This window comes from Halomonas sp. HL-93, from assembly GCF_900086985.1.
Taxonomy (GTDB): domain Bacteria; phylum Pseudomonadota; class Gammaproteobacteria; order Pseudomonadales; family Halomonadaceae; genus Vreelandella.
On the sequence record NZ_LT593974.1, the window covers coordinates 197,690 to 224,583 of the forward strand.

11 protein-coding genes are annotated in these 26,894 nt (G+C 57.9%); 4 read left to right on the forward strand and 7 right to left on the reverse strand.

The window, feature by feature from the left end; all coding sequences use genetic code 11:
- Window positions 1-12: 12 nt before the first annotated feature.
- Together GA0071314_RS00935 and GA0071314_RS00940 are read right to left on the reverse strand one after the other, a co-directional pair.
- The gene (locus tag GA0071314_RS00935; RefSeq protein WP_074394887.1) at window positions 13-462 is read right to left on the reverse strand and encodes a tripartite tricarboxylate transporter TctB family protein; all 450 of its coding nucleotides are present in this window, start codon (window positions 460-462) and stop codon (window positions 13-15) included.
- Window positions 459-1,451 (reverse strand): Bug family tripartite tricarboxylate transporter substrate binding protein, encoded by a 993-nt coding sequence (locus tag GA0071314_RS00940; protein WP_074394888.1) that lies wholly within the window; start codon window positions 1,449-1,451, stop codon window positions 459-461. Before GA0071314_RS00940 ends, GA0071314_RS00935 begins: the two co-directional genes overlap by 4 nt.
- 138 nt (window positions 1,452-1,589) lie before the next feature.
- Here GA0071314_RS00940 and GA0071314_RS00945 point away from each other — a divergent pair, with 138 nt between their 5' ends.
- The 3 genes from GA0071314_RS00945 to GA0071314_RS00955 are packed head-to-tail and all read left to right on the forward strand — an operon-like array spanning window position 1,590 to window position 4,695.
- Complete coding sequence (locus tag GA0071314_RS00945) at window positions 1,590-2,258, forward strand: response regulator (protein WP_074394889.1); 669 nt, start codon at window positions 1,590-1,592, stop codon at window positions 2,256-2,258.
- Window positions 2,255-3,652: a sensor histidine kinase gene (locus GA0071314_RS00950; RefSeq protein WP_074394890.1), complete on the forward strand. Its 1,398-nt coding sequence runs from the start codon at window positions 2,255-2,257 to the stop codon at window positions 3,650-3,652. Before GA0071314_RS00945 ends, GA0071314_RS00950 begins: the two co-directional genes overlap by 4 nt.
- On the forward strand, window positions 3,652-4,695 hold the full coding sequence (locus GA0071314_RS00955; protein ID WP_082934164.1) for an ABC transporter substrate-binding protein: 1,044 nt from the start codon (window positions 3,652-3,654) through the stop codon (window positions 4,693-4,695). Before GA0071314_RS00950 ends, GA0071314_RS00955 begins: the two co-directional genes overlap by 1 nt.
- A gap of 429 nt (window positions 4,696-5,124) precedes the next feature.
- Here GA0071314_RS00955 and GA0071314_RS00960 read toward each other — a convergent pair whose 3' ends face one another.
- From GA0071314_RS00960 to GA0071314_RS00980, 5 genes are all read right to left on the reverse strand, one after another.
- Window positions 5,125-5,844 (reverse strand): LrgB family protein, encoded by a 720-nt coding sequence (locus GA0071314_RS00960; protein ID WP_074394891.1) that lies wholly within the window; start codon window positions 5,842-5,844, stop codon window positions 5,125-5,127.
- A 3-nt stretch (window positions 5,845-5,847) separates the two neighbouring features.
- Window positions 5,848-6,201, reverse strand: coding sequence for a CidA/LrgA family protein (locus GA0071314_RS00965; RefSeq protein WP_074394892.1), 354 nt, complete (start codon window positions 6,199-6,201; stop codon window positions 5,848-5,850).
- A gap of 202 nt (window positions 6,202-6,403) precedes the next feature.
- Entirely contained in the window at window positions 6,404-7,711 is a 1,308-nt protein-coding gene (locus tag GA0071314_RS00970; protein ID WP_074394893.1) for an ATP-grasp domain-containing protein, read from the reverse strand.
- Between the two features lie 507 nt (window positions 7,712-8,218).
- Entirely contained in the window at window positions 8,219-9,559 is a 1,341-nt protein-coding gene (locus GA0071314_RS00975) for an HlyD family type I secretion periplasmic adaptor subunit (RefSeq protein WP_074394894.1), read from the reverse strand.
- A complete protein-coding gene (locus tag GA0071314_RS00980) occupies window positions 9,556-11,325 on the reverse strand; it encodes a type I secretion system permease/ATPase (RefSeq protein WP_074394895.1) in 1,770 nt (589 codons plus the stop codon). The genes GA0071314_RS00975 and GA0071314_RS00980 overlap by 4 nt, the downstream gene beginning before the upstream one ends.
- Window positions 11,326-11,968: 643 nt before the next feature.
- On the opposite strand from GA0071314_RS00980, the gene GA0071314_RS00985 reads away from it, so the two are divergent.
- Window positions 11,969-26,710, forward strand: coding sequence for a carbohydrate-binding protein (locus tag GA0071314_RS00985; RefSeq protein WP_156524085.1), 14,742 nt, complete (start codon window positions 11,969-11,971; stop codon window positions 26,708-26,710).
- Window positions 26,711-26,894 lie beyond the last annotated feature (184 nt).

Sequence of the window (26,894 nt, forward strand, 5' to 3'; positions counted from 1 at the left end):
CTCAGCGATCCTTTAGATGAAGCTGGCGAACAAGTAGCCAGAAGGCAGACTGATGCCAAGGGCGGCGGTGAACAGAAAATAGCCGACAATCGACATGACAATGCCGGTGATCAGGGCTTTGCCCCAGGTCGCATCGAACAGTCGCGCCAGGGCTGTTATCACCAACAGCGATGAGGCGATAAACCCCAGTTGTGTGAACAAGACGGCGTAGGCCAACAGCAAGACCAGCACCAGTATCAACCTGAGCGCCAGTGCCTTGTGCGGCCAACTGCCGTTATCGCCGGGTCTGAAAATCAGCACCAATGATAGTAGTATCAGCAAAATCGACAGCCCCAGCGGAAAGGCCTTGGGGCCCACGGGTTCGGAGCTGAAGGGCATTTCCATTTGGGCGGCCTGGACGGCGATAAACGCCGCCAGACCGATCAGGGCTATGCCCATTACGCGGTCGGCGGCGATTCTCATTGCGTTAGCCCCACTTCTTCAGCCAATCCTTTAAACTCGGCAACCTGCTCCTGGACGTAGCTGTCAAAATCTTCGCCGAAGCGTGACATCGGGAACAGGCCGCGCGCCTCACGCAGCTCGGCAAAGACAGGATCTTCTGCCACCGCCTGCATGCGTTCGATCCAGGCCTCATAGGCTTCATCGCTGACTTCAGGGCCCATGTAATAGCCACGCCAGATCGGCCATTCCACGTCGTAGCCCTGCTCGGCTGCGGTGGGGATCTCGGCGTAGGGGCCGCCCATCCGCTCTTCGGAAAGTGACGCCAGTACGCGGATCTTGCCGCTCTCAAGCTGAGACTTGAGTTCCGAAAGGTCGCCGGTGAACACCTGGATGTGGTCGCCCAGCAATGCCGCCAGGGCCTCACCGCCACCCTCGAAGGCAACGTAGCGCAGATCTCGCGGGGATATATCGCCAGACTTGGCGGTCAGGGCGGCCTTCATCCAGTCTTGGCTGCCGACCGTTCCGCCAGCACCGAAGGCAATCTCGTTGGGATCTTCTTTCAGGTCGGCCATCAGCTCGTCAAGGTTTTCCCACGGTGCATCGGAACTGACGACGATAGCGCCATAGTCGACGCCGAGCGCGCCCAGCCAGCGAACCTCATCAGCGTCGTACTCGCCAAACTTGCCAAGCGCCAGGTTGACGGCAGCTCCGGTACTGGCGGCTACAATAAGGCTGGGATCATCGGTGCGTACACCGTTAACGTGGTTGTAAGCCACCGCGCCGATGCCGCCGGGCATATAGCTCACCATCATCGGTTTGCTTATCAGCCCTGTATCCTGAAGGCCATTGGCCGCCAGTCGGCACGTCAAATCGTAGCCTCCACCGGGTTTGGCAGGCGCGATGCACTCGGTGGACTCTGGGATCGTCTGCGCGTAGGCGTGGCCGAAAAACAATGCACTTCCGATCACTGCAAGGCCAGAGGTGCGGCGAAGGATTGGGTTGATCTTCATGGCGATCTCCTGTTCTCTTGTTTTAGTCGGGGCGGGAAAGATCCAAGCCCGGTCATGCCAGATGACCCTCGCCATGTTAGGTAGTTAACCTTTCACCAACCTGTCATCTCACCAATACCGCTCTGAGACTTTAGTCATATGCGCCTAATCATTGTTGAAGACGATCCGATGATCGCCCGCTCTCTGGACAATGCGCTTGCTCGGCTGAGTAATACGGTTGATATCTTCTCGCTTGCCAGCGAGGCGCGTGCGGCGTTGCGGAATGACACTTTCGATCTTATTTTGCTTGATCTGGGCTTGCCCGATGGTGACGGCCTTGAATTACTGGGTGAGTTACGTGATCGCAACGACAGAACACCTGTGCTGATTCTCACGGCCCGGGACGGCATCGATGACCGAGTCCGTGGTCTTGACCTGGGCGCGGACGACTACCTTGCCAAACCGTTCTCGGTTGCAGAGCTTGAAGCCCGAGTGCGTGCCTTGCTGCGACGCAGCCAGCAGCGTAGCGATAACCGGTTGAAATATGGATCTTTGTGCCTGGATCCAACTGCCGGCGCCGCGACACTCGATGGCACAATACTTGAACTACCCCGCCGTGAGCTGCGCTTGCTTGAAGGGCTGCTGTTACACGCGGGCAATATTGCTCCACGCGAGATGCTGGAAGGGCGAGTGTTTAGCTACGGTGACGTTGGCCCCAACGCACTGGAAGTTTATGTGAGCCGCCTACGCAAGCGACTTCAAGGGAGTTGCCTGCGTATCCGAACATTTCGTGGCCTGGGCTATCGCCTTGAGGATACGCAAAGGTGATTCATGTTAAAGGCACGCTAAAAGCGCGTCTGGCTATCTTGCTAATGGTCATGGTCTCGGGCCTTGGTACGCTACTGTTGATAGAGGCTTATTATTCAACCCAGCGCGCGGCTGAGCGTGCTTACGATAGTCAGCTTGAAGCGGCGGCACTGACGACCGCCGAGTCGGTTCAATGGGAAGGTAGCGACCCTGTCGTAAGGATTCCTCCCGCCGCCCTGCAAATTCTGGCCACCTCTCATCAGGAGCGGGTCTTCTACGCCGTGCTCGACCATAACGGACGACGAATTTCGGCCAACCTCGATATCCCTATACCCAAGGCAGGGCGAGACAGGGCGGCCATCGAGCCAACCTGGCTCGATCTGACGCAGGCAGGGACGCGCTGGAGGTTGCATGGTAGAGAATACGACTCGGCGGGATGGGACATTCAAGATCCGGTGCAGATCTGGGTGGGGCATACGGTCAGTGGGCGCCAGGCACTGGCAAAAGAGCTGTTCGATCGAGCGGTCATTCGTTTTATCGCCATGGTGCTGCTGGCAGGCATCCTGATGCTGTTGGCGATGCGAGTGGCATTGAAACCGATGCGCAAGCTGCGTCATCAATTGCGGCGCCGCAAGGCCGATGACATACGGCCCCTCAATGCCGACGTTCCGGAAGAATTACGTGAAATGGTCGAAACGCTCGATACCCTGTTTACCCGCCAGCGCGAAAGCCGCGACAACCTGCTACGTTTCACGGCTGACGCCAGCCATCAGCTCAAGACCCCACTAGCGGGCTTGCAGAGTACCAGCGAGCTGGCCTTGCACAGCCGTGAGCCTGGTGAGTGGTATCGAGCTCTGTCGGACGTCCACGACGGTGCAAAGCGCACCAGTCGCCTTGCCAGCCAGCTGTTGAGCCTTGCGCGCCTGCGCCATATTGAAGAGGCTGACGAGCTCATGCCGCTCGACCTGAAAACCACGCTACATGACACCGTGCTTGAATGGGCGCAACGTGAAGTGGCGATGAACCATGATCTGGGGCTGGACGAGCTGCCTGCCGGGCCTGTCATGGTTCGGGCGCAAGCGTGGGCGCTCCGTGAGCTGCTGGGCAACTTGATCGATAACGCAGTTCGCTATACCCCTTCAGGTAGCGTCATTACCCTGGGACTAAAGAACATCGACAATCACATCATACTTTATATCGAGGATAACGGTCCTGGGGTGGATCCCGAGGTTCGCAATCGGATGTTTCAACCCTTCGAACGCGGCGGGCGTCAGGATACGCACGGATCAGGCCTCGGTCTGGCCATTGTTGATTCCATTGCGCAACGCCATGCGGCCGAACTGCGGGTCAAAGAAAGACAGCCTCATGGGCTTCGGTTTGAGCTGCATTTTCTAGCCATAAGAGAGGAAACCTAATGCACCGCCTATGGCTGATGACGGCCCTGCTGGTTGTCTGTTTTTCATCCTCTCAGCGTTTGCAAGCGATGCCCCTGGTGGTAGAAGCCGCTTTGGATCGACAGGTAGTCGCGCCTCTGCTGGAGGCTTTCGAACAAGCCCACCCCGATATCGAACTCACCTACCGTGACCGTTCAACATTGCAAGTCAATGACTTGATAGAGACAGCGGATCCGCCACCCGACGTGGTAATCAGCTCTGCAATGCCCTGGCAGATGAACCGGGTGAACCAAGGCTATGCTCAACCATTGGATTCTGCACAGGCCAGTGAATGGCCTGACTGGGCAAAATGGCGTAATGAGCTATTTGGCTTCACTTTTGAGCCGATCGTCATGGCTTACCGGCTTGATTTAACGCGTCATATCCTGCCACCGCAAACCCATGCGGATCTTCACACGCTGCTAAGCGAGCAGCGTGAGATGTTACAGGGTAAGGTAACCACCTACTCTCCGTCAGAAAGCGGGATTGGCTACACCTTGTTTCAGCAGGATGCGCGTTATACAGACAAGTTTTGGGATCTGGTGACGGTATTGGGAGATGCCGACGCACAGCTCGAATCCAATACTCGCGCGATGCTTGAAGGGATTACAGAAGGGCGCTATTGGCTGGGTTACAACCTGTTGGGTTCCTACGCCATGGTGTGGGCACAGGAAAATCCTGAGGTGATTGTGCAGGTGCCCCAGGACTATGCCTTGGTGATGATGCGGACAGGGTTTATCCATCGTGATGCCCCGCATCCGCGGGCAGCGCAAACCTTTATGAACTTTCTACTCAGCCGCGATGGCCAGCGTGTCCTGGCGTCGCAAACACCGCTTTTCAGCGTGCGGCCCGATGTTGTTGGTCCCTACACCGCTCAACGCTTACGCGATCAAGTTGGCGACCGCCTCTATCCCATTACACTCAACGCATCGGTGCTTGCCTTTGTTGATGCGCTACGTCGCGATGCGTTTATGGCGCGGTGGCAACGAGAGTTCAGTCGCTATCAAAGCGGTAACGATGAGTGATGGCTGCACCAGATTTTACCCTTAACGATGATGACCGAAATTGACTCATGTCAGCACGGGTTTGGTCACCACGGCAACAAGTTCTTCTTGGCCGTTGAGCGTATGCCAAGAGCGGCATAAGATAGTTCACGCTGGCTGAATCACTATACTAAAAAAATATATGGCGTTAATGGGTAGATATAATGTTAAGCAATTTTTGGTAAAACTAATTGAGCAGCAATTCCTTATCGATATTTATAGAATCACTGGCTTCGTTGATAAGTGATGCTGCTGTAAACTTAGGGGTGCTATAAGCTTTAACGCTTTTACCATGTTTAGTGCGAATTTTATTGACGAGTAAGTCAAAACCCCCCATCGCCTGTTACTAGCACTATAATGTCTGCTGGTTTCTTTTTGCATAAAATATAACTTGTGTTCCGTGAGTCGTATTCAATTCAAGCCGAGTAATTGACTGACAAGCGGAATCAACACGGAGCTGAATATCCCCGTCATGCCCATCGCCAAGCCGGCAAAAGCGCCTGCGAGGGTGCTGCGTTGCATGGCATAGGCCGTTCCGAACCCGTGTGCGGCCAGGCCCAGAGCGAAGCCGCTTGAGGTATGTGAACGCACCTTGAGAACACGAAATACCAGTGGGGCTAACAGGCAGCCCATCATGCCGGTGGTCAATGATAAACCGGCGGATAGTGATGGGAACCCGCCTATCTGTTCCGAGATGCCAATGGCGATGGGAGACGTGACTGATTTAGGGGCCATTGATAGCAACAGCGCATCGCTGGCACCAAAAAGCTGGCCAATCAACACAGTGGTCACGACGGCCGTCAGGCTGCCGCTTAGGCAAACTACCAGCAATGGCAGCAGCATTTGGCGAATACGTGCACGGTGATCATAAAGGGGCACGGCCAGAGCGACGGTGGCGGGACCCAGCAGGAAATGAATAAACTGCGCCCCTTCAAAGTAGGTGTCGTAGTCGGTGCCGCTAAGGGTCAGCAGCAAGATGATCATCAACATAGCAACCAGCACAGGATGTAGCAGCGCCGTGCCACCTGCCTTATGATTAAGCGCACTGGCTACCAGATAAGCCCCCAGAGTAATCACAATCCAGAATAGTGGCCGAGCGTTGAAGTAAACCCAAAAACTGGTGAGCTCCATCGCTTATTCCTTATGCTTGTATTGACGTGTTTCCCACGCCTGCAGCATCCAGCCGGTTAGCGACAGGGTAATAAGGGTGCTCAGTAGCAGCGACACCAGGATCGTAAGCCACTGCTGGGCGAGTGTCTCTGCAAATAGCATCAAGCCTACGCCCGCTGGCACAAACAGCAGCGATAAATGCCGAACTAAGCCCTCGGCGGGTAAGCGTAGGCCATCGGGCACGCGGCCAAAGAGCATCAGCCCAATCAGTAGGAGCATCATTCCCGCCACCGGGCCTGGAATTGGCCAGCCGAACCATACCATTAGCCATTCGCCAATTAATTGGCAAATCAGCAGTATCAAAAAACCCTGAACCATATTGCGTTACCTCGCCAGTTGTTTCGGAAAGGGGTGAGCGGTGTATATCCATATGGCGAGCTCACCACGTTACGGATATTTTTGATACATGCTATGGGATTACTGGCAAAAAAACGTAGGGCGCGCCTACCAGCATCAGGAATTTAAGTATTCCGGAGACTGATGACGCGCCCATCGTGCTACGTTTTGCGTTTAAGGAGCGCTAGACGTAGAAGTCCAAGTCTTCCTGCTTTTTGAGTAGATCGCGCATCTCGATGGGGTCGTCGCCAAAGAAGAAGACAAGGCCCCAGTGCGTCCCGAAGGCCGACCGATCAGGAACGGTTTCTTCCGTCGGTGCAACCAGTTCGTGTGACTCGAAGTAGGGGTGGTCAACACATTCTGAAGGCATTTCCAGTTTGCTGACTACACGACGCCTTGGATATACACCGAAGCAACCCGCGTAGCCTTTCGCGTCGACCACTTCGCGGGGGAAGAACGCATCGACTTCTTCAGTGGTGCTTTTGGGGTCGAACACCAACATGGATGCCTGGTACGCGTTGAATCCGTAGGCTTTCTCGATTAGCTCAAACGCCTTGAACCCAGGCGGGCGGTAGGCAACCTCGCCAAAGTACATCTCGCCGTCTGCCGTGACGAAGTACTCGGGATGAATTAGGCCGAACTGGATATCGAACGTTTTGATCAACAACTCGATCTGTTTGGTAATCGCGTTGCGCCAGCTCTCGAGCTGCTCGGTCGCGGGGACGAATACCGAATAGCCCAGGGTGACGTATTCCGAAATGTTGAGGAACTTGATTTTGCCATTGTGGATCCAGGCTTCAACGGCAAACTCCCAACCGCTCAAGTGGCTTTCCATCAGCAGCGGGTATTCCTCGTCTGGAATATGGTCAATTTCATCTATGGTGCGGATCATGCGGTGTCCAAGGCAGCCAGCTTTGTCGAATGCCTTGACGTGAATCGGGTCGTCCGGGTCTCCGTCGAGCTTGAGCAGCGTTTGGTTGACGCGCTTCATGAAGCGAACGATGTCTTCTTTCTCATGCGCCTCTTCGAAAATCCCCACGCGAATACCGCCAAGCTGTGCACGGCGCTTCATAAGCGCTTTGTCACGGAATAGGATGGACTGCCCGAACATGCGAGGGCTGTCTAGCAGGACGGAATTAATCGCACCAGACCACTCGACGGTTTCTTCGAACAGGGGGATGGCCACGTCGACGCCTTCGGCCTTGAGCCGCTCGGCGATTTCCATAGACCGATCATTCAAGCGGATAAAATCCCACGAAATGAAAGGTATGTTGTTGGCGGCACAGAAGTCCTCCGCCCATTCTGGAGCAACTACCACATAGCGGCGATCAAATTTTTGTGCCGCTTTAATCGCATTAACGCTCCAGCCAAGTAGGGCGATATATCCCTTGTTTGGATCCTTTGGGGTCTCGGTTCCCTTAACCGAGTCCATTTCTGGATCGCGCCAAGCGGCTACGGCTTCGGGTAATTGCTTTTCTGATGTTATCGACATTCGATGTTCTCCTTTGCTGGGTGACCCAGACAGGCCGCGCCGACATTAGAGCGCACTGGGTGAAAAAGCCGCAGCCAGTGTTGTGTAGAGATGATCGAACATGCCAGCACTAGGGAAGTTTTTAAGCGTATTACTTCCTTCAAGCTAGTCGATTTCTTTACAAATGGCAATCGAGTTGTAGGGTTTTTGATGAAAGGTTGTAGAGGTTTTACTGCTGCGATTCACTTCGTAAGCTGTACGAATCAGGAGTACGAGAATTCAATATTTGCCTGAAGGTCTGCGTTGGGACGCTGTCATCTAAAGTACACCAACCATGCTTTATGGGAGCCACATCTTTATATGCTTTTTGCTAGGTCGGAAGGCTGAAAATGGGCGTACGTGTTTGCCTTATTTATGGGGTAGCTGGATGTGTTATTAAGGCGTTTAATAATTGAATTAAAAGCTAAAAAGGATATTGAGCCGTTAGCCCAATATCCCAATCACGGCCTTTAAACGAGTTCTTCTTCCTCAATCTTCACGTATGGCACGGGCCAGCATGTCGGTGATGGGTTTGGCCATGTAGCTGGAGAAGCTTCTTTCGCCTGTACGCAACATCACTTCGGCGGGCATACCGGCAAGCAGCTTCATGGTCTCGGTCATATCTTCTTCGCCTTCGGTGGTGACGCGCAGACGTACCTTGTAGTAGCGGGCCCGGGTCGCTTCGTCCTCAAAGCTATTGGCGCTTACGTGGATGACTTCGCCGTCGATGACGTTTGAAAGACGCTGGTTGAAAGCGCTGAAACGGATCTCGGCGGGCTGACCCATGTAGAGGTGGTCAATATCATGGTCCGGTACCTTGGCTTCGACGATGAACCCCACATCGGTTGGCACGATATCCAGCAGGGGGTCACCCGAACGGATAACGCCGCCCAGCGTATGCACTTTCAGGCCCACTACTGTGCCTGAAACCGGTGCTAGCACTTCGGTGCGGTTCACCTTGTCCATCAGGGCAGTGAGCCGCTCTTCGGCGTCGGCCACTTCGGCCTGGGTCTGGCGTAGAGCCTCGCCCACTTGCTGCTGAAACTCCTGCAGGCGAACCTGCTTTTGCAGCGCGTTTTCACTGATTTGTGAATGCAGCCGGGCAACTTCTGAGGCGTGCTGGGCATTGACGCTCTGGTATTCGAGGCTTTCTCGCTCCAGTTCGTGCATCCGCTGGCTGCTGATCATGCCATTTTGAAACAGTTTGCGGTGATTGGCGGCGTCGCCTTCGAGCGAGCTGATGCGCCGCTGATTGATGTTCTGCGTATTGATCAGGCCTTCAATCTGCTCGTTCATTTGCACAATCTGCTCGTCAAGAGACGCCAGCGTACTGGTGAGCGACTCACGCCGGGAGTCGAATAAGCGGCGCTGGACATCAAGCACCTCCTTCACTCGGGGATGCTCCGAGGCGGTAAGCTCCTCGGGAAAGCTTAGCGTCTCGGCGTTGCTCAGCTCAGCCAAAAGCCGTACCTCGGTGGCGCGGCTGATAAGGTAGTCAGAGCGGGTGACCTGCAGTTGGGAGCGTGCCTGGGTGTCGTCCAGTACCATCAGCACATCCCCGGTTTCAACATGGTCGCCATCTTCAACCTCAATATGTTTGATGATTCCGCCTTCCAGGTGCTGAACCGTTTTGGTAAAACTTTCTACCGACACAGAGCCTGGTGCCACAACGGAAACCGCCAGATTGGCGAACACTGACCAACTGCCAAACCCCCCAACGGCGATGATCAAAATGGCGATGCCCAGTCGGCGGTAGCGCGTATCTTCGAGCGGTAATTCATCGCTTTTTGCGGGTGCGATGCCGGGCCCTTGAGGCTTCTGCATACTCATGACGGGGTCTCCTCGCCGCCATGGCGGCCTCGTGCGCTAGGTTTTAGTGACGCGACGCGCTGGGACGGCACAGGGCGGCCGCCATCTGCCGTCATGCGTGTAACGGGCGCTATTCTGGTGGGTGGTTTGAGCGAGGCGATCTGGCCTTCTTTCAGCACCAGTACCCGATCGACATTTCTCAGTAGGAGCGAGCGGTGAGTAATGATCAATGCCGTGGTGCCTTCCTGGCGTAGCCGAACCAAGCAGTGGGCAAGGGCCTGCTCACCGGCATCGTCCAGATTGGCATCGGGCTCGTCCATGACGACCAACACGGGCTTGCCATACAGCGCCCGCGCCAGGCCGATACGCTGGCGCTGGCCTGCGGAGAGGGCGTTTCCTCCGTGGGAGAGCCAGGTGTCATAGCCGTTGGGTTGTTCAAGAATCATGTCATGCACGCCAGCTCTCTGTGCCGCCAGTACCACCGCTTGGGGGTCGACTTCGTCAAAGCGGGCGATATTTTCCGAGATCGTGCCATCGAACAGCTCGATATCCTGGGGCAGGTAACCGATGTGGGGGCCCAGGGCGATACGATTCCACTGGGTAATGTCGGCACCGTCCAGGCGCACACAGCCGAACTGGCTTGGCCAGATGCCTAGCGCCACGCGGGCCAGGGTCGACTTGCCGGAGGCGCTGGGCCCCACGATGGCGATGTGTTCGCCCTTGGCGATGGTCAGGTTGATATCGCGCAGGGTCGCCAGTTTCTGTCCAGGTGGTGCCGCCGTCACCCCCTCAAGCGTGAGGCGTCCTTTAGGGTTGGGAAGTGGCATGCGCGGCTCTTCAGCAGGAATCGCCGTCAGCAGCTCTTCGAGACGCGCCTTGGCGGTGCGAGCTCCAGAGAACCCCTTCCAGCCGTTAATCATCTGATCAATAGGGGCCAAGGCGCGTCCCATCAGAATGGAACCCGCGATCATCATGCCGGGCGTTAGGTCGCCCGCCAGTACCAGATACGCTCCTAGGCCGAGAATCAGCGACTGGAACATCAGCCTGAGCACCTTGGAGGTATTGGTGATCAGCCCGGCTCTGTCGCTGGCTTTGGATTGCAGGACCAGGTATTCGCGATGGCGCACGCTCCAGCGGCCCATAATGCCCGGCAACATGCCCATGGCGTGGAGCACCTCGGCGTTTCTCAGGTTGCTGTTGGCCAGGTCCTGGGACATCACATGCTGGCTGTTGGCGTCATTCAGCAGCGCTTTGGTGGTGACCTCGTTGATGATGGCAAGTGTCGTCAGGATGATGCCCGCCCCCAGGGCGAACAGCCCAAACCAAGGGTGGAACAACGCCAGCACGCCGATATAAATCGGCACCCAAGGCGCATCGAAGAAAGCAAACAGGCCGTTTCCAGAAAGAAACTGGCGCAGTGTCGTCAGGTCATTCAGCGGCTGGGCCGAGGGCTTGCCGGGCATCATCAGCGAGCGTTTGAACATCGCCGAATAAAGTCGCTGGCTGATCTGCACATCGAGTTTATTGCCGATCCTTACGAGGATGCGTGACCGCATCAGCTCAAGCCCCCCCATCACCACAAACAGGAAAACCACGACCAGGGTCAGCATCAGCAGCGTTTCCTGACTGCGCGTGGTGATGACCCGATCATAGACCTGCAACATGTAAAGCGGTGGCACGAGCATCAGCAGATTAATAAACAAACTGAATAGACCAACATAAAGGAAGCTGCGTTTGCAGGTGCTAAGCACTTTCTGCAAGTCCGACCCTTCGTGCGAATTCAACATGGCTGAGCTCCAGAGCATTGTTGGGTGGTGCTTAAGGCCCAGCTATCACGCTACCGACAAGAGGGGTCTTGCCATCAATGATGCGGGTCACCATGAGAGGACTTATCGCCTAATGGCCAGCTACCTGCCGCGAGGCGATGCCGCTCTTTTGTAATCATTATGTAAATAATATGTTAGTTAGCGTATCAGGTTCTTTTTGAAGGCAGAGGATCAATTTTTTAGTTTTGTTTGAGTTAATCACTCGTGCGCAAATTTGGATTAACCAACACTTACCGTGAGTCGGCAACGTTATTTTTCTAACGAAAACCACCGATTTTTTATGTCACGTTTAGCGGTCTCAATATTGTCGAGATCGGCACTATTTATTTTAAGTGTATGTTTTTAATTGCTTTTATGCTTATATATTTTTGACAAATTGTAACAATTGGATACATTCTGGTGCTCTTGGTCTTATCTTGCCACCCTGGAAAGCTCGATTAGACTCACCAAGTGTCGCTCCGATTTGCCAGCGGTTATAGGGCTATATGCTGCCACTTGCGGAAGGGATCATTGTAACAAGCGCTGTAACAAAAGCTTGGTGGGTGCTCACAGGCGCACATTCTGGTGTGTTTGAAGAATTCTAATGAAAACCGTGAGGTGGACCATGTTTTCGATGTCATTTGTTTCCGGTCAGGCGAAGTCTCTACTGGGTGCCGTTCATGAAGGCGGACGTTGGGGTAGAGATACCTTCCAAGGCCATCAACTGCACGTGGAGCCTCACCCCTCTCCTTGGGAATCGTCTATCAAAGCGATGCGCATGGCATGGGAAGACGCTCGCAATGAAGTGTCAGTATTCGAGAGTTTTGAGCGGCCCTTTGTCTTCGAGAACCTGCCCACGCCAGCGCTGGGACGGCTGAAAATGCGCCTGGAAGCCATGGACGAATGGGGCCAGGTACTACCCCATTCGAATATGAGCATTGACCTGGATGTGGTGCCAGAAAGTGAGGGCATCGCGGAAGCTGCATCCGAGCCATTCGCCGCCACGCTCGCGGAGGAGCCCATTCTTGCGCAGGCAGACGAAGGCGTTTTTGCCCAGGCGATACTGGTGGACACCTTCACACCGATACGTATTCAGGCAGAAGATGACGACGCCAGCGATGGTGCCTCGGCGGTCATTTCGGGCGACGGTATCAACGTGGTCGATGATCCCGAAAGCCAACCCAATGCCGTCAACGCCGACGGCCAGGCCTACGTCGATTACGGCGACGGTGTTAACGGCGGTGAGACGCTGACCTTTACCTTCAGCGTTGAAGAAGCAGGTGAGTACGAGTTGGCGCTGGGTTATGCCTTGAGCCAGAACGACGATGGTACGGATCGAAACCGCCCCCTGCGGCTGGACGTCAACGACGAGTTAGTGGATCGCATGTTCGATCTGCCCAGCACCACCCTGACCAACGACTCAACCGACTTTAGCGAATTTGGCGAACGCACCATTCGCGTGCAGCTAGAGGCGGGCGAGAACACGGTAACCTTTACCTCCAACGGTGCCAGCGGCCCCAATATTGACTATCTGGAAGTGCGCGCGCCTGCCTCAGACGTTTACGTGGTTCAGGCGGAAGATCTTGTGCTGTCGCCTGCGGCTGACAACAAAGACGGTGAAACCAACCGTGTGGTCACCGTCGACAACATCGCCGACTTTACCACTGGTAACGAAACCTTCCGTGTGGGCGCCGAGGGCGCAAGCTATCTCGATTGGGCGTTCGGCAATGCCGATGCCTACGGCGAGTTCACTCTGGATGTCGCCACCGCCGGTACCTACAACGTCACCGTGACCTATGCCTCTGCAGGTAATCCGCGTCCGTTGGACCTATCCCTGGTCGATGGCGAAGCGCTTAGTTCACTTGGAACCTTTAATTTTGCGGAGACAAGTGAGCCCGTTTACTACCCAGACGACGTGAACGACGATGTGCCCACGGCCAACCAGCCAGCTGTACCCGGCGGTAACAACACGCGGCAGAGCGAGTGGGAAGGCTGGTCCACCGAGACCATTGAAATTTCCCTTGCCGCAGGCAGCAACACCCTGCGATTAGGCGGTGCCGCCAACGGCCCCAATATCGACAAGATCGAAGTGGCGTTACTTGAGGCCGACCCGGTCGATCCTACCGGGCCGGTGATTGATCCGGTCGTCGTTCAGGCCGAAGACGCCGAATTGGGTGTCGATAACGACGCCGGCACCCTGGTACGCGACGCCGAGAACCCCGAGAGCGGTGCAAGTTTCCAAGGCCTTCGTGCCGACTATTCCGGTACCGGCTATGTCGACTACGGCAGCGTGCCTGGCGATAGCCTGACCTTCACGGTCAACGTGGCAGAAGCAGGCGACTACGACCTGAACTTCCGCTATGCCACCAATGATGCCAGGCCGATGGATTTTTCGGTGAATGGCGCGGCTACAAGCTCGCTTGCTTTCCTGTCAACCGACCCTGACGGCGGAGGCGCGGAGGAAGGCTTCGACCACTGGGGATACGAGACCCTGACCGCATCGCTGGTTGCCGGTGAGAATACACTCGTGATGAGCATCCCCGCTGGAGCGAACAAGGGGCCCAACCTCGACCGCATTGAAGTCACCACTGCGGGTACCGGTCCAGTGGGCGATGTCCAGGCGGATGCCGATGAGACACCGTTGGCTTTCAGCGCCGACAACCTCTTGATTAACGGCGCCAACGCCAATGCGGCCGGGTTTAGCGTGACGGGGCTTGATGATGACATCGTATCTGTCGGGGTGAGCTTCGATGAGGGCGTCACCGTCGAAGACGTCACGCCAGACGCCGACGGCAACTTCACCCTGGATCTCTCAGGGCAAGACGACGGTGATCTCACCGCCACACTGATCGCCATGGACGCCTTTGGCAACCGCGCTGAGCAGTCACTTGATCTCACCCTGGATACCACGGCCGACGAGGGCGACGATCTGGCACTGGAAGGTCCTGCCGCCGAGATCGAACCCGATGACAGCGACACGGTGGTGTTTAGTGTTGCGGGCGTCGACGCCGACTCTACGCTTGAAGTCAGCTTCGATGGCGGCGCCACTCGCCAGACGGCCACCAGCGATGGCGATACCCTTTCAGTGGATCTATCGGGGCAGAGCCCAGGCGAGGTGACGGTAACGCTTATCGTCACAGACGCCGCCGGTAACGAAGCAAGCGTAGCAGACACCGTGACACTGGCTGGAGCGACCGACCCGGAACCGGTGGCGATCGATGTCATCTTCGACGACGCTATCATCAGCGCCTACAACGACACCCAGGACAATCCGGCAAGCGGCACGGGCGCTGTGGTGGAAGACGACGGTGCCACGCTCACGCTGAATGACAACGTCTGGAAACGCGCCGAGCTGCCGAGCAGCTACACCATTACCGGGCAAACGTTGCTGACGCTGGACGTGGCTATCTCGGAATCGCCGGTACCGGAAATCGTCGCGATCGGGTTCGATGCCGACGACAACCCCTTCAACGGCGGCAATAGCGTCTATCAGCTCGGCGGCACCCAGACCCAGGGCGGGTTTGTCGACCTGCGCGGCCAGGGCGTCGACAATGAGGACGGCACTTTCCGCTTCACCATTGATCTGTCGGCGCATGCCGGCACCACCATCGACTCGCTGGTGTTCGTCAACGACGATGACCTGGGCGCCAAGGGCAGCACGAGCTTCAGCGGCGTGAGCCTTTCCGAAGATGAGGTAGTGGACACCAACAACGCGCCGCGCGTAGTCGGCGGCGGCATTGCGGACCTCACGCTGGATGAAGGCTCAAATATCGAGGTCGACCTGCCCTTCGTCGATGACGATGGCGACGCGCTTAGCTTCAGCTTCGTGGTCACCGACGGCGACGGCCAGCCGGTCACCGTGGACGGCCTGAGCGTCGCCGACCAGGTGCTCAGCGGCAGCCTCGAAGGACTCGCCCCCGGCGACTACACCATTTCGGTGACCGCCGATGACGGCACTACCAGCACCTCGACCGACTTCGCACTGACGGTCGAGAACGTCAATGACGCGCCGGTGGCCGAACCGGTGGCACTGGAGCCTTACTTTGGCGAAGTCGGTGAGAGCTTTATCCAGATTCCGCTCGCGGACTTTGAGTCACTGTTTTCCGACCCCGATGGCGACAGCCTGACGCTCTCCGCCGAGGATCTGCCCGCCGGGCTTGAGGTAGTAGATGGCGTTATTCAGGGCACGCCGAGCCAAGGCGGCACCTTTGATGTAGTGATTCGCGCCACCGATCCGGCTGGCCTTTCCGACACCCAAACGCTGAGCTTCGTGATCGAAGGCACGCAAGTGGGTGATGCCATTACCATCGAGGCGGAAAACTTCACCGATCTCGATGCGTCCAACCTGATCGTGACCGGCAGCGCAAGCGCCTCCAACGAACAGCTGATCCGGCTGACCAGTAACGAACCCGCGACTATCGGTACCGACCTGGCAGCCGGTGGCGTAGAGCCCGGTTGGTACGTGGCCCGGCTGTATGTGTTCGATGAAAACGATGGTGAAGGCTCATTGACGCTGACCATCGGCGATACCGTGCTTGAAGCGCGCAATACCGCAAGCGACAGCCTGAGCTCCGATGTGGTGCTCAGCGACGACTTTGGCACCATCGTGGGCGAAGGCCCCCGTGGTAATGCGGGTCAGAGCGGTAACCGCAAGGAAATTGCCTTCGAAACGCCTTTCGAGGTGACCGCCGGTGACCTGGCGAGCCTTGAGCTGCGCGGTGCTGACGGTGAGCTGATGCGCATCGACTCCTTGGTGTTTGAACGCATTGAGGAGCCGACCAACACCGCCCCAACGCTTGAAGGCTTGGCGAGCGACCTCAGCGTCGACGAGAACAGTTCAGCCGTGGCCAGTCTGGTGATCGACGATGCCGATGGTGACAACCTGACCATCACGCTGTCCGGTGCCGATGCGGCGCTATTTACTTACGATGAGGTGAGCGGGGAGCTTGCGTTCGTCAACCCGCCGGACGCCGAACTGGCTGCCGACAGCAATGAAGACGGCGTGTATGAACTGACGGTCACCGTCTCCGACGGTGAAGACAGCGTCTCGCAGGACACCCTGATTACGGTGGCGGACCTCAACGAGAGTATCGTCATCGATCAGACGGCGTATTCGATTGATGAGAACCTGACCGAGATCGGCGCGATTCCGGTGGTCGACGAAGATGGTGCTACGACAGGCCTGAGCGCACCGGTGTTCGCTATTACCGGCGGCGCCGATGCACCGCTGTTTACCATCGACGAGACGACCGGCGTACTGAGTTTCACCAGCGCCCGCGACTTCGAGCTTCCGGTGGATGACGATGAAGATGGCGTTTACGAAGTCGAGGTCACGGTAACCGATGGCGATCTGAGCGACGTTCAGACCCTGGAAGTCACCGTTGATGATGTCGACGAAGCGCCCTTCACGCCGCTCAGCCTGCAAGTGCAGGACGGCACGGTGACCAGCTTCGATGACGACGCCAACGAAACGGATACCACCATTCGCAATGCGGATAATCCCGAAGATAATCCAGATTTAGAGAACGGCCTGCGCCCGGACTTTTCCGGCACCGGCTATCTGGACTTCGGCGATACCGCTGGTGACAACGTCACCTGGCAGGTCGAGGTGGCACAAGCGGGCGAGTATGACATTAGCGTGCGCTATGCCACCAACTCCGATCGTCCGCTGGATCTGGTCATCAATGGCGGTGCGCCGGTCGTGCTCGACATGCTGGCGACCGACCCAGACGGCACCGGGCCGGAGGAAGGTTTCGACAATTGGCTGTTCGAGACCGTCACCGTGACCCTGGAAGCGGGTACCAACAGCATCGAACTGGCGATTCCGGAAGGCGCGACCACCGGCCCCAATATCGACCGTATCGAAATCACCGAGGGCGGCAGCGGACCGATCCCCGTCGATGACAGCGCGGATGAAGATGGCAACCTGACCCTGACCGCTGCAGCCGATACCCTGGAACCCGATCAGCTTGATGCAGCGCTGTTCAATGTGAGCGGTGCCGATGACGACATTGTTAGCTATGAAGTCAGCTTCGACGGCGGCACCACGCGTACGGAAGTAACGCCTGAGGCCAATGGCGATATCACGGTGGATCTAAGCGGCCAAAGCGGTGACGTTACCGTGACGCTGATCGTCACCGATGCGGTAGGCAACGAGGCCGAGGCCAGCGATAGCGTGACCATCGATGACGGCAGCGTGGTCGTGGAGCCCATCACTCTGCAAGGAGAGGAGGCGAGCGTCACCGATGTCGGTGGCACCGGCCAGGGGGCCGTCACGCGTGTGGTGGATGCTGATAATCCCGATGACTTTGAAAACTTCCGCGAAGGCGCGGTGGGTGACGCCTATCTGGACTTCGGTACCGATGCCGGTGATCAGATCACGTTCAATATCGACGCACCCGCAGCGGGTACCTACACGGCGACGATTCGTTACGCTAACGGCGCCGCCACCCCTCGGCCGCTCGACCTGACGGTCAATGGCAGTGCGCAACCGCAGGTGCCTTTTGCCAACGCGCCGGACGATGGCGTCAACGACCCCTGGGATGAATGGTTGGAGCAGGAGGTACAGGTCACCTTCGAAGAGGGCGCCAATACCTTCACGCTGACCATCCCCACGGTGGCTAACGGTGGTACGAACAACGGCCCCAACATCGATCAGGTCGTGTTCAGCTTCGATGATGGTGATACAACCCCAGCGCCGTTCACCTTCGAGATTCAGGGCGAGGCGTTGTCGATCGACGATGATGAGCCTACTCCCGATACCGTGGTGCGTGACGCCAGCAATCCTGAAACTAACGAAGCGGCGGGCCCCGATGGGCTATGGGATGGCTATACCGGCAGCGGCTATCTCGATATGGGGGGCGAAGTGGGTGATGCGGCCTTCTTTGACGTGGAGGTCGAGGAAGCCGGTACCTATACCCTGAGCGTACGCTACACCAATGGTGATGGAAGTGGCGCAAATCGGCCCATGGATATACTGGTGGGCGGCGAGTCGCAGGGTGAGATTGCCTTCCCCGTTACCGGTGAAGGGAATGACGGCTGGCTGAACTGGCAAGAGGCTACGATCGAGGTTGAACTTGAGGCCGGCAGCAATACCATTCGCCTGGAAAACCTGACCACCAACGGCCCTAACATCGATAGCCTCAGCGTGACTCGCGAGGGTGTCGAGCCTCCGGAGGTGGTCGAGCCCGTTGATCGCTTCTCGGTCAAGATCAACTTCCAGCCCGAGGGCGTGGCGGTGCCGGAAGGCTATATTGCCGATAACGGCAAAGCCTTCGGCACGCAGTCGGTGACCATCGATGGCCAGACCTACCAGTACGGCTGGGTCACCGAGGAATCGATCTACGACGATGAACCCGGCACGACGCCGCTGGATATCAGCGAGCTGACCAGCGTCGCGGTCAATGACCGTACCGATGATATCGCGGGTCTCGACCCGCGTCAGGGCACCTATGCCCACTTCGATCAGCCCGGAAGCGAGTATGTACGCGCCGGCTGGGAAATCGAGCTGGAAGACGGCTACTACGAGGTCACCATCTCGATTGGCGACACCTCCGGGCCTTATGACAGCCGTAACGTGCTGAATGCGGAAGGCGAGCTGTTCAACGACCCCTTCACCCCGTTCCGGCCAGACGACTTCCCGGCGGATGGCAATCCGGGCAACGACACAGAAGGCGCACGTTCTGATCTGGTGACGCGCATCGTGCAGGTGACGGACGGCCGGCTGACGCTCGACTCGATGGGACTCGACAACGAGAACACCGAGATCCAGTACATCGAGATCCAGTCGCTGCCCGACCTGACCCCGGATGATGATCGTGAAGCGCCGCAGGACTACGCCTTCTTCACCGATGCCCGCGCGATTGCTGGCGTCGGGGAAAACGAAGTGGAAGTTGACCTCGACGCAGAAGACGGTGCTATTCCCACGGGCGTTGACCCGACCTCGGACATCTTCGTGGGAATTTCGGTGGTCGACGGGCGTGGCGGCGCCTTGCTGGAAAGCCTGAACGACGGCTCGGTGAAGCTGTTCGAAACGGTTACCGGCGAGGAAGTCTCGTTCAACGTCAATACTACCGGTGGCTTTGACTCGCTGACCATTTCGCCGAGCCAGATGCTCAAGCCGTTTACCAGCTATACCCTGGTGATCGACGGCTTCCGTGACCGCGGCCCTAACGATGATAATGATGCCCCGACCCGCGAGTTCCAGAAGTACACCAACACCTTCGTTACCGGTGAAGAACCGGAGGTGGTCGCTCGCGACGTAGCGTTCAACGATGTGGTCGAGCTCAACGGTGAAGCGGACAATGCCTTCGGCTTCACGTCGCTTGAGATGAGCCCCGACGGCGCCTTCATGTACATCGCGACCATCGGCGGTGATCTGTTGCGCTACAACGTCGATCCGGTCGACGGCTCGCTATCCAACCGCCAGGACCTGAGCCTGCCGAACGATTACTTCGACCAGCCCGGGGAGAGTCAGCAACGTGGCATCATCGGCTTGGTGGTGGATCCCACCGACCCGAACGTGCTGTGGATCACCGATAACTACCCGATCCCGCTCAATGGACGCGATAACGGTGTGCCGGAGTTCAGCGGCCGCATTACCAAGATCACGCTGGACGGCGGTAGTGATTTTTCCGGTACCGCCGAGCCCTACATCACCGGGCTGCCGCGCTCCAACGGCGACCACGTGACCAATAGCCTCGAGTTCCGCGCCAACCCGGACTATGACGCGGCGACCAACCCTGATGTGCCGACGCATCTGCTGTATCTGATTCAGGGCTCCAACTCGGCCATGGGTGAGCCGGATAGCGCCTGGGGCAATAGGCCCGAGCGTTTGCTTAATGCTGCCGTCATGGAGATCGACCCCACCCGCGACGCGCCTCCCGGGGGCTTTGATGTCTCTACCGAGCCTGTGCCCGACAACGGCCAGAACACCCGCTTCGATGACCCGGATGGCCATCCCAAGGATGATCCTATCCCCATGGGCGACGGCGAGTTCCTGGTGTTCGATGAACGCGGTGTGGCGACGGTGCAGGACGCCGATGGCAACGTGCTCCAGAGCTACTACGACCCCTACGCCGAAGACGCGGTGTTAACCATCTTCGCCACCGGGGCGCGCAACGCCTACGACCTGGTATGGCACTCCAATGGCTTCCTGTACGTACCGACCAACGGCTCGGCGGCGGGCGGCAACGTGCCGGACGATCCCTCAACACCTGAAGATGAACGCTTCCTGAACGTTGAGAAGCAGGACGACTATCTGTTCAAGATGGTGGAAGGGGGATACTACGGACACCCCAACCCGCTTCGGGATGAGTACATCATGAACGGCGGTAACCCGACCGGGGGCAGCGATCCGAATCAGGTGGATCGCTATCCGACGGGTACCAACCCCGAGGGTAACTATGATATTTCCGGGGTCTACTCGCTGGGCGAGAACCGCTCTCCCAATGGTGCGGTGGAGTACACTAGCGATGTGTTTGGTGGCAACCTGCAGGGCAATGTGCTGTTCACCGAGTACTCAGGCGGTGATGACGTGCGCAGCATTACGCTCGACGCCAACGGCAACGTGATCGGTGACGATGTGCTGCGCGATCCCGACGGCAATGTCATTACCTACGTCGATCCGCTGGATATTATCGAGAACCCGGTGACCGGCCAGCTATATCTGCTGACCTTGAACCGGGGTAACGGGCAGAGCCAGATCATTCGCCTCGATCCGGCGCCAGGCGGCGTAGTGGATGCTGTGGATCCCGATCCCGGCGACGATCTGGTATCGCTGCTAGTCATCCAGGCGGAAGATAACACTCCCAACGATGGCACATCGGTGACTATCGCCGATGGCGCGGGTGCGGAAATCCAGATACGTGACATCGACAACCCCGAAACCACCGAGGGCTTGCCGAACGGTCTACGCCCCGGTGCCTTTGGACTGGATGGCAATACCGATGGTAATGACGGTGTGCCTGGCGGCTACGCCGACTACGGCAGCACCAATGCCGACTTCATGACCTTCGGGTTTAATCTGGCCGCAGACGATGCTGGCGATTCGGTCCTGCGTATTCGCTACGCCAACGGTGGCGACACTAACCGACCGCTTGAAGTGTTCGTCAACAACCAGAGCGTTGGCGTCTATAACTTCGGCCCCGCGCCGGCTGGCATCGTCGATACGGACGAGCGCTGGGCCGAGTGGATGACGCAGGATATCGAAGCGGCCCTGGTCGTCGGTGAAAACACCGTGCGCCTGCAGGCCACGAACAATACCGGCCCCAACATCGACCAGCTTGAAGTATTGCAGTCGCCGCCTGACAGCACCTCGGGCTTCACCGATTACGAAGCTGAAGATGCATCGCTTGACGGCCCCGTGGTCGTGCCCGAAAGCGTCGACGATCGCAACGCGTCCGGTGAGGGCTTTGTCGACTTCGATGGCGCGGGCGACCAGACCATCACCTGGACCGTCGAGGTCGATGAGACCGGCAATTACGAGGTTGGCTTCCGCTACGCCCTGGCGGCAAGCAAGGCCGACCGCCCGATGGAAGTGACCGTCAACGGCGTTAGCCTGGGGCAGCTCAACTTCCCAGGCCAGAGTAATGAAGCGGAAAGCGACTGGTTCTTCCAGGAACTGCTGCTCAACCTGCAAGCGGGCAGCAACACCATCAGCGTCACGGCACCGGAAGCCAACGGCCCCAATGTCGACCTGTTGCGAGTGCCTGACGCCCCGGCCGATAACTTCATGCCGGTGTATGCCGATGTATCCGATGGCGCGCGCATTGAGCTTGAGAGCGGTGATAGCGCACGGACCATTAACGACCTGACGGCCGACTTCTACTTTACCGTGGATGCCGATGGGCTCTATCGCCTGGATCTGGCGGCCAACGCCGGTGCCAGCGATGGTCAGGGCTTGACCCTAACCCTCAACGGCCAGCCAGTGGACGTATTGTCCTATCCGGGTGAGGGCGATGCCGGGGAAGAAGGCACCTATGTCGAACTGGAAGCCGGTGTGGAGTATAACCTGCGTGTTGTCTCAAGCGCCGACGGTGCCGATGAGCTGGACTACCTCGACGTCACACCGCTGACCGGGGATGAAGGGGCTGACATCGGCGTACAAAGCGGCGATGCCGCCTACTACTCCGACCGGCTGCACTTCAGCTACCTGGAGAACAACAGCGCCTCGGCGGACGATCGTGATTTCAAGGAAAGTGCTACCGTCACGATCTCCAACACGGGCACCAGCGAGCTTGCGATTCTCGATGCCGATATTGATGGCCCCTTCGTGCTGGAGGATCCGAGCGCCTTTGACGGCCTGACGCTCGCTGCCGGGGAGTCGCTGGAGGTCACGGTGCTGTTCGACCGTGACAGCTATACGGCGCCCACCAACGACGCTGGCGACGGGGTGTTCGAAGGGCGAATTCGCCTGGTGACCAACGATGCCGATTCGCCGATTGCCGAAATCCATATGGCCGGCTTCTGGCAGGCGCGGGACGAGGGCGGCTGGGAACCCAACGTCAATGAAGTGTGGGAGGTGTTCGGCTTCGGAAACCGTATCGACGGCCTGACCACCGTGGGCGGCGGGGAGAATTCGGTATTGAATGACTTCGATCTCTACCGCCCCGTTAACGACGACGAGGTGTTGTCGCGCTACTGGACGCTGGCTGATGGTGCCGGAGAGGCGAAGATCACCCAACTGGCGGCCTACCATGGCCCCAGCGGGGCAACGCTGGGTATCCATAATCCAGGCAACAAGGGTCAGGACATCATCTTCAGCGATCATGCAGGCGACAATAACCAGACCCTTCTGCCGATAAAAGGAAATGGTGATTTTGCCACCGCGAGCTTCTCGCTTGCCGATATTCCTAGCAGCTGGGCTGGCGAAGGCGTGTTTGGCATCGAGGTGGCAAACCTGTCCACCGACCCCTCGCTGAACCCCGAGGGAGGTGGCACGCCGCCTGCCGATGCTGATGGCATCGAGCGCGGCTATACGGTGCGCATGTTCCGGGCACTCGATGCCGAGGGCAACGTGATTCCCAATACCTATCTGGGCATCATGGATTACACCGGTATCAACTACGACTACAACGACAACATGTTCCTCATTGAGGGCGTGTCGCCCGTCGCCGGTGGTGATCTCACGGTGATCAATAACGACGGCATCCCGTCCAACGATCGCCTGGTGATGTCGCGCATCGAGAACCCCGCCAACGCCGCGCAAGAAGTGCACGACGAGGTGACCATCACGCTCAGAAACGACGGTTTCGAGACCCTTGATATCAACAGCATCGAGGTCAGTGATACCACCCTGTTCGAACTGACCGAGGCGTTTGCAGCGGTCAGCCTGGAGCCGGGCGAGTCCATCGACGTCACCGTGCGCTTCATCGCCGATGATCCTAACGACGCCAGTCTGTATGAGGCGAGCCTGGTGATCAACTCAAGCGATTCGGACGAGGGCGAGAAGGTTATCCAACTGGCCGGTCTGGCCCAGAACCAGTCCGAGAGCGGGCAGGAACCGCTGGTTCAGGAAATCATCAACGCCTTTGGCTACACCACCAACGTGGCCGAAGGGCAGATGAACCAGGGCGGGCTGGTGGAAGCCAACGGCGACGAGATTCTGTCACCGTACTTCCAGCGTGCCGACGGCAGTTCGCCAATCAAGATCACCCAGTTGGCGGCTTATCACACCCAGGGCGACGTGGCCCGCCTGTTCATCCACGATGTGGATAGCCGCAATCTCGACGAGATTCTGGCCCACGACGAGGCCGATGGTCAGACGCTACTGCCGCGCACGCTCAACGACGGTGATTTGCTGACCACGACGACCCTTGATCGCGATGCGCCGTTTGGCTTCTTTGCCGAAATATCGGGCCGCCAGGGTTACATTTCCTGGTCCGATCCGGATGCCAACCTGTATGAGGACACCATCGATGAGATCGGTAACCCAGGCACCAACCTCAACTGGGACGAGAACGACGGCCACCTGATTCGCGTCTATGTGGCCAAGGACGCCGATGGCAACGTGATCCCGGACACCTATATCGTGATCCAGGACTACGCGGGGGTGAACTACGACTACAACGACAATATCTTCCTGGTCGAGAACGTTCAGACCTACGACCCCACTGGGGCGGAAGATGCCGATGGCAACGGCCGGGTGGACTTGTACGACGACGATGACGGCGACGGCGTGCCGAACTTCCTCGACGACCCGGACCCGGTCGATCAAACTGCCTTTAATGACAGTGAAACAGCCTGGGCGGTGGGCAGCGATGGCTTTACGCTGGAAGCCAAACTGTTCGATAACGGCGGCCAGGGGGTGGCGTATAACGACACTACCACGGCGCACCAGGGAGCAGCTTTCCGTTCTGACGAGGCGGTGGATATCTCCAACGGCACCGAGGCGCTGGGCTACATCGCCGATGGTGAGTGGGTCGAGTACACCCTCAACGTCGAGACGGCGGGCACCTATACGCTTAGCTTCTCGACCTCCGCGACCACCGATGGCAAGTCCATCACCGCGGCCTTTGAGCAGGGGGGCGGCTTCTATACCCCGGCGCAGGTGCAAGACTTGCCCAACACCGGCAGCTTCACCAGCTTCCAGACCGTCGGTCCGCTGACCTTTGAACTGGAAGAGGGCGAGCAGGTGCTGCGACTGACCTTTAACGGCGGCCAATTGGATCTGGCCTCGTTCACGCTGGACTTTGAAGCACCGGTGGACGATGGTCAGAGCGCCTATAACGACAGCCAAACCGCCTGGGAGGTGGGCGCTGAGGGGCTGAATCTGGAAGCGCGTTTCTATGACAACGGCGGCCAGGGCGTTGCCTACAACGACACCACCGCGGCCCACCAGGGTGATGCCTTCCGCGCCGACGAAGCGGTGGATATCTCCACGCCTTCACAGGCGATTGGCTTCATCGAGGACGGCGAGTGGGTGGAATACACCATCAACGTGGCGGAAGACGGCGTCTACGACCTCGACTTCCTGACCTCGATGGACTCCTCCAACCCAGCCGCCCGCTCGATAACCGCGAGTTTCGCCAAGGGTGATACGCCCTACGTGACGGCGTCGCCGGTTGGGGTTTCACCGACGGGAAGCTGGACGAACTTCACCCAGACTGACACTACACAGGTAGCGCTTGAAGCCGGTGAGCAGGTGTTACGGCTGACCTTCAATGGTGGGCCTATGGATTTGGCCTCGTTCAATCTGGTACCTGTTGAGCCACCTCCGGTAGACGACAGTCAGCAGGCGTTCACGGAAAGCGGTGACCCTTGGCAGGTGGGTAGTGACTTCACGCTGGAAGCGGTCAACTACGATGAAGGCGGCCAGGACGTAGCCTACAACGATGCCGATGCCGAACAGATTGGCTCGGACTTCCGCCCGGGAGATGGCGTGGATATCGTCGGTGACGGCGACGCTATCGGCTGGGTGGACGAGGGCGAATGGGTGGAATACACCCTCAACGTCCAGCAGGCAGGGGTCTATGACCTGTCGTTCCTGTCAGCCCTTGGCGATGGTAGCGGTGCTCAGCGCAGCATCACGGCGACCTTTACCAAAGGCGACGGCTCACCCTACGCATCGACCGACCCGGAGGTGATAGCGCCGACCGGTGGCTGGGGCGACTTCCAGCCCACCGATGCCACCCAGGTGGCGTTGGAGGCCGGTGAGCAGGTGCTGCGGCTGACCTTCAACGGCGGCTCGCAGGATCTGGCTTCGTTCAGTCTGGCGCGTGATGGGCAGCAAGCCTTTAACGCGGGGGGAACCCCCTGGCTGGTGGATGCTGAGGACGGCTTGGCGCTTGATGCGGTCAACTACGATGAAGGCGGCCAGGGCGTTGCCTATAACGATGCCGATGCCGCTCAGATTGGTACGGACTTCCGCCCGGGTGAAGGCGTGGATATCGTTGGGCAGGGCGAAGCAATCGGCTGGGTGGATGAAGGAGAATGGGTGGAATACACCATCGACGTCGAACAGGCTGGCAGCCACACCCTGTCGTTCGTTACTTCCAACCCTAACAACGGGCGCAGTATTACCGCATCGGTTGAGCAGGATGGCGTGACCTACGATCAAGCAAGTGGCTCAGTGCCGAACTCCGGCGCCTGGGGTAACTTCGTCGATGGGCCCTCGGTGACACTCGATCTGGAGGAAGGGGTTCAGGTACTACGTCTCACCTTCAACGGAGGCTCTCAGGACTTGGCCTCGTTCCAACTCAGTCGCGATGCGGATATCAATGCAGCCAGTGCCTCTAACATGGATATGATGATGGCCATGTCCACTGATGCTGATGGCGTTTCTTCCAACGAAGAAGAGCTGGTCGCATTGAGTGATGATGTCAGCATCAGTGGGGTGCAGGAGGGTGACCAGGGCGCCTTGATGTAAGGTTTGCTCAAGGTCTAGCACCCGCTTAGCGGTACTGATGATGTAGACCGCGTTAATAAAGCCTGCGAGATATCGCAGGCTTTTTTTTGCGTTTGTGACCCTGAAAACTTCGTTCTCCCAAGGTCATGATTTTTTATCTATTGGTTTCGATTAGGCGGTATATACGCAATTCGCGTTCCTGCTG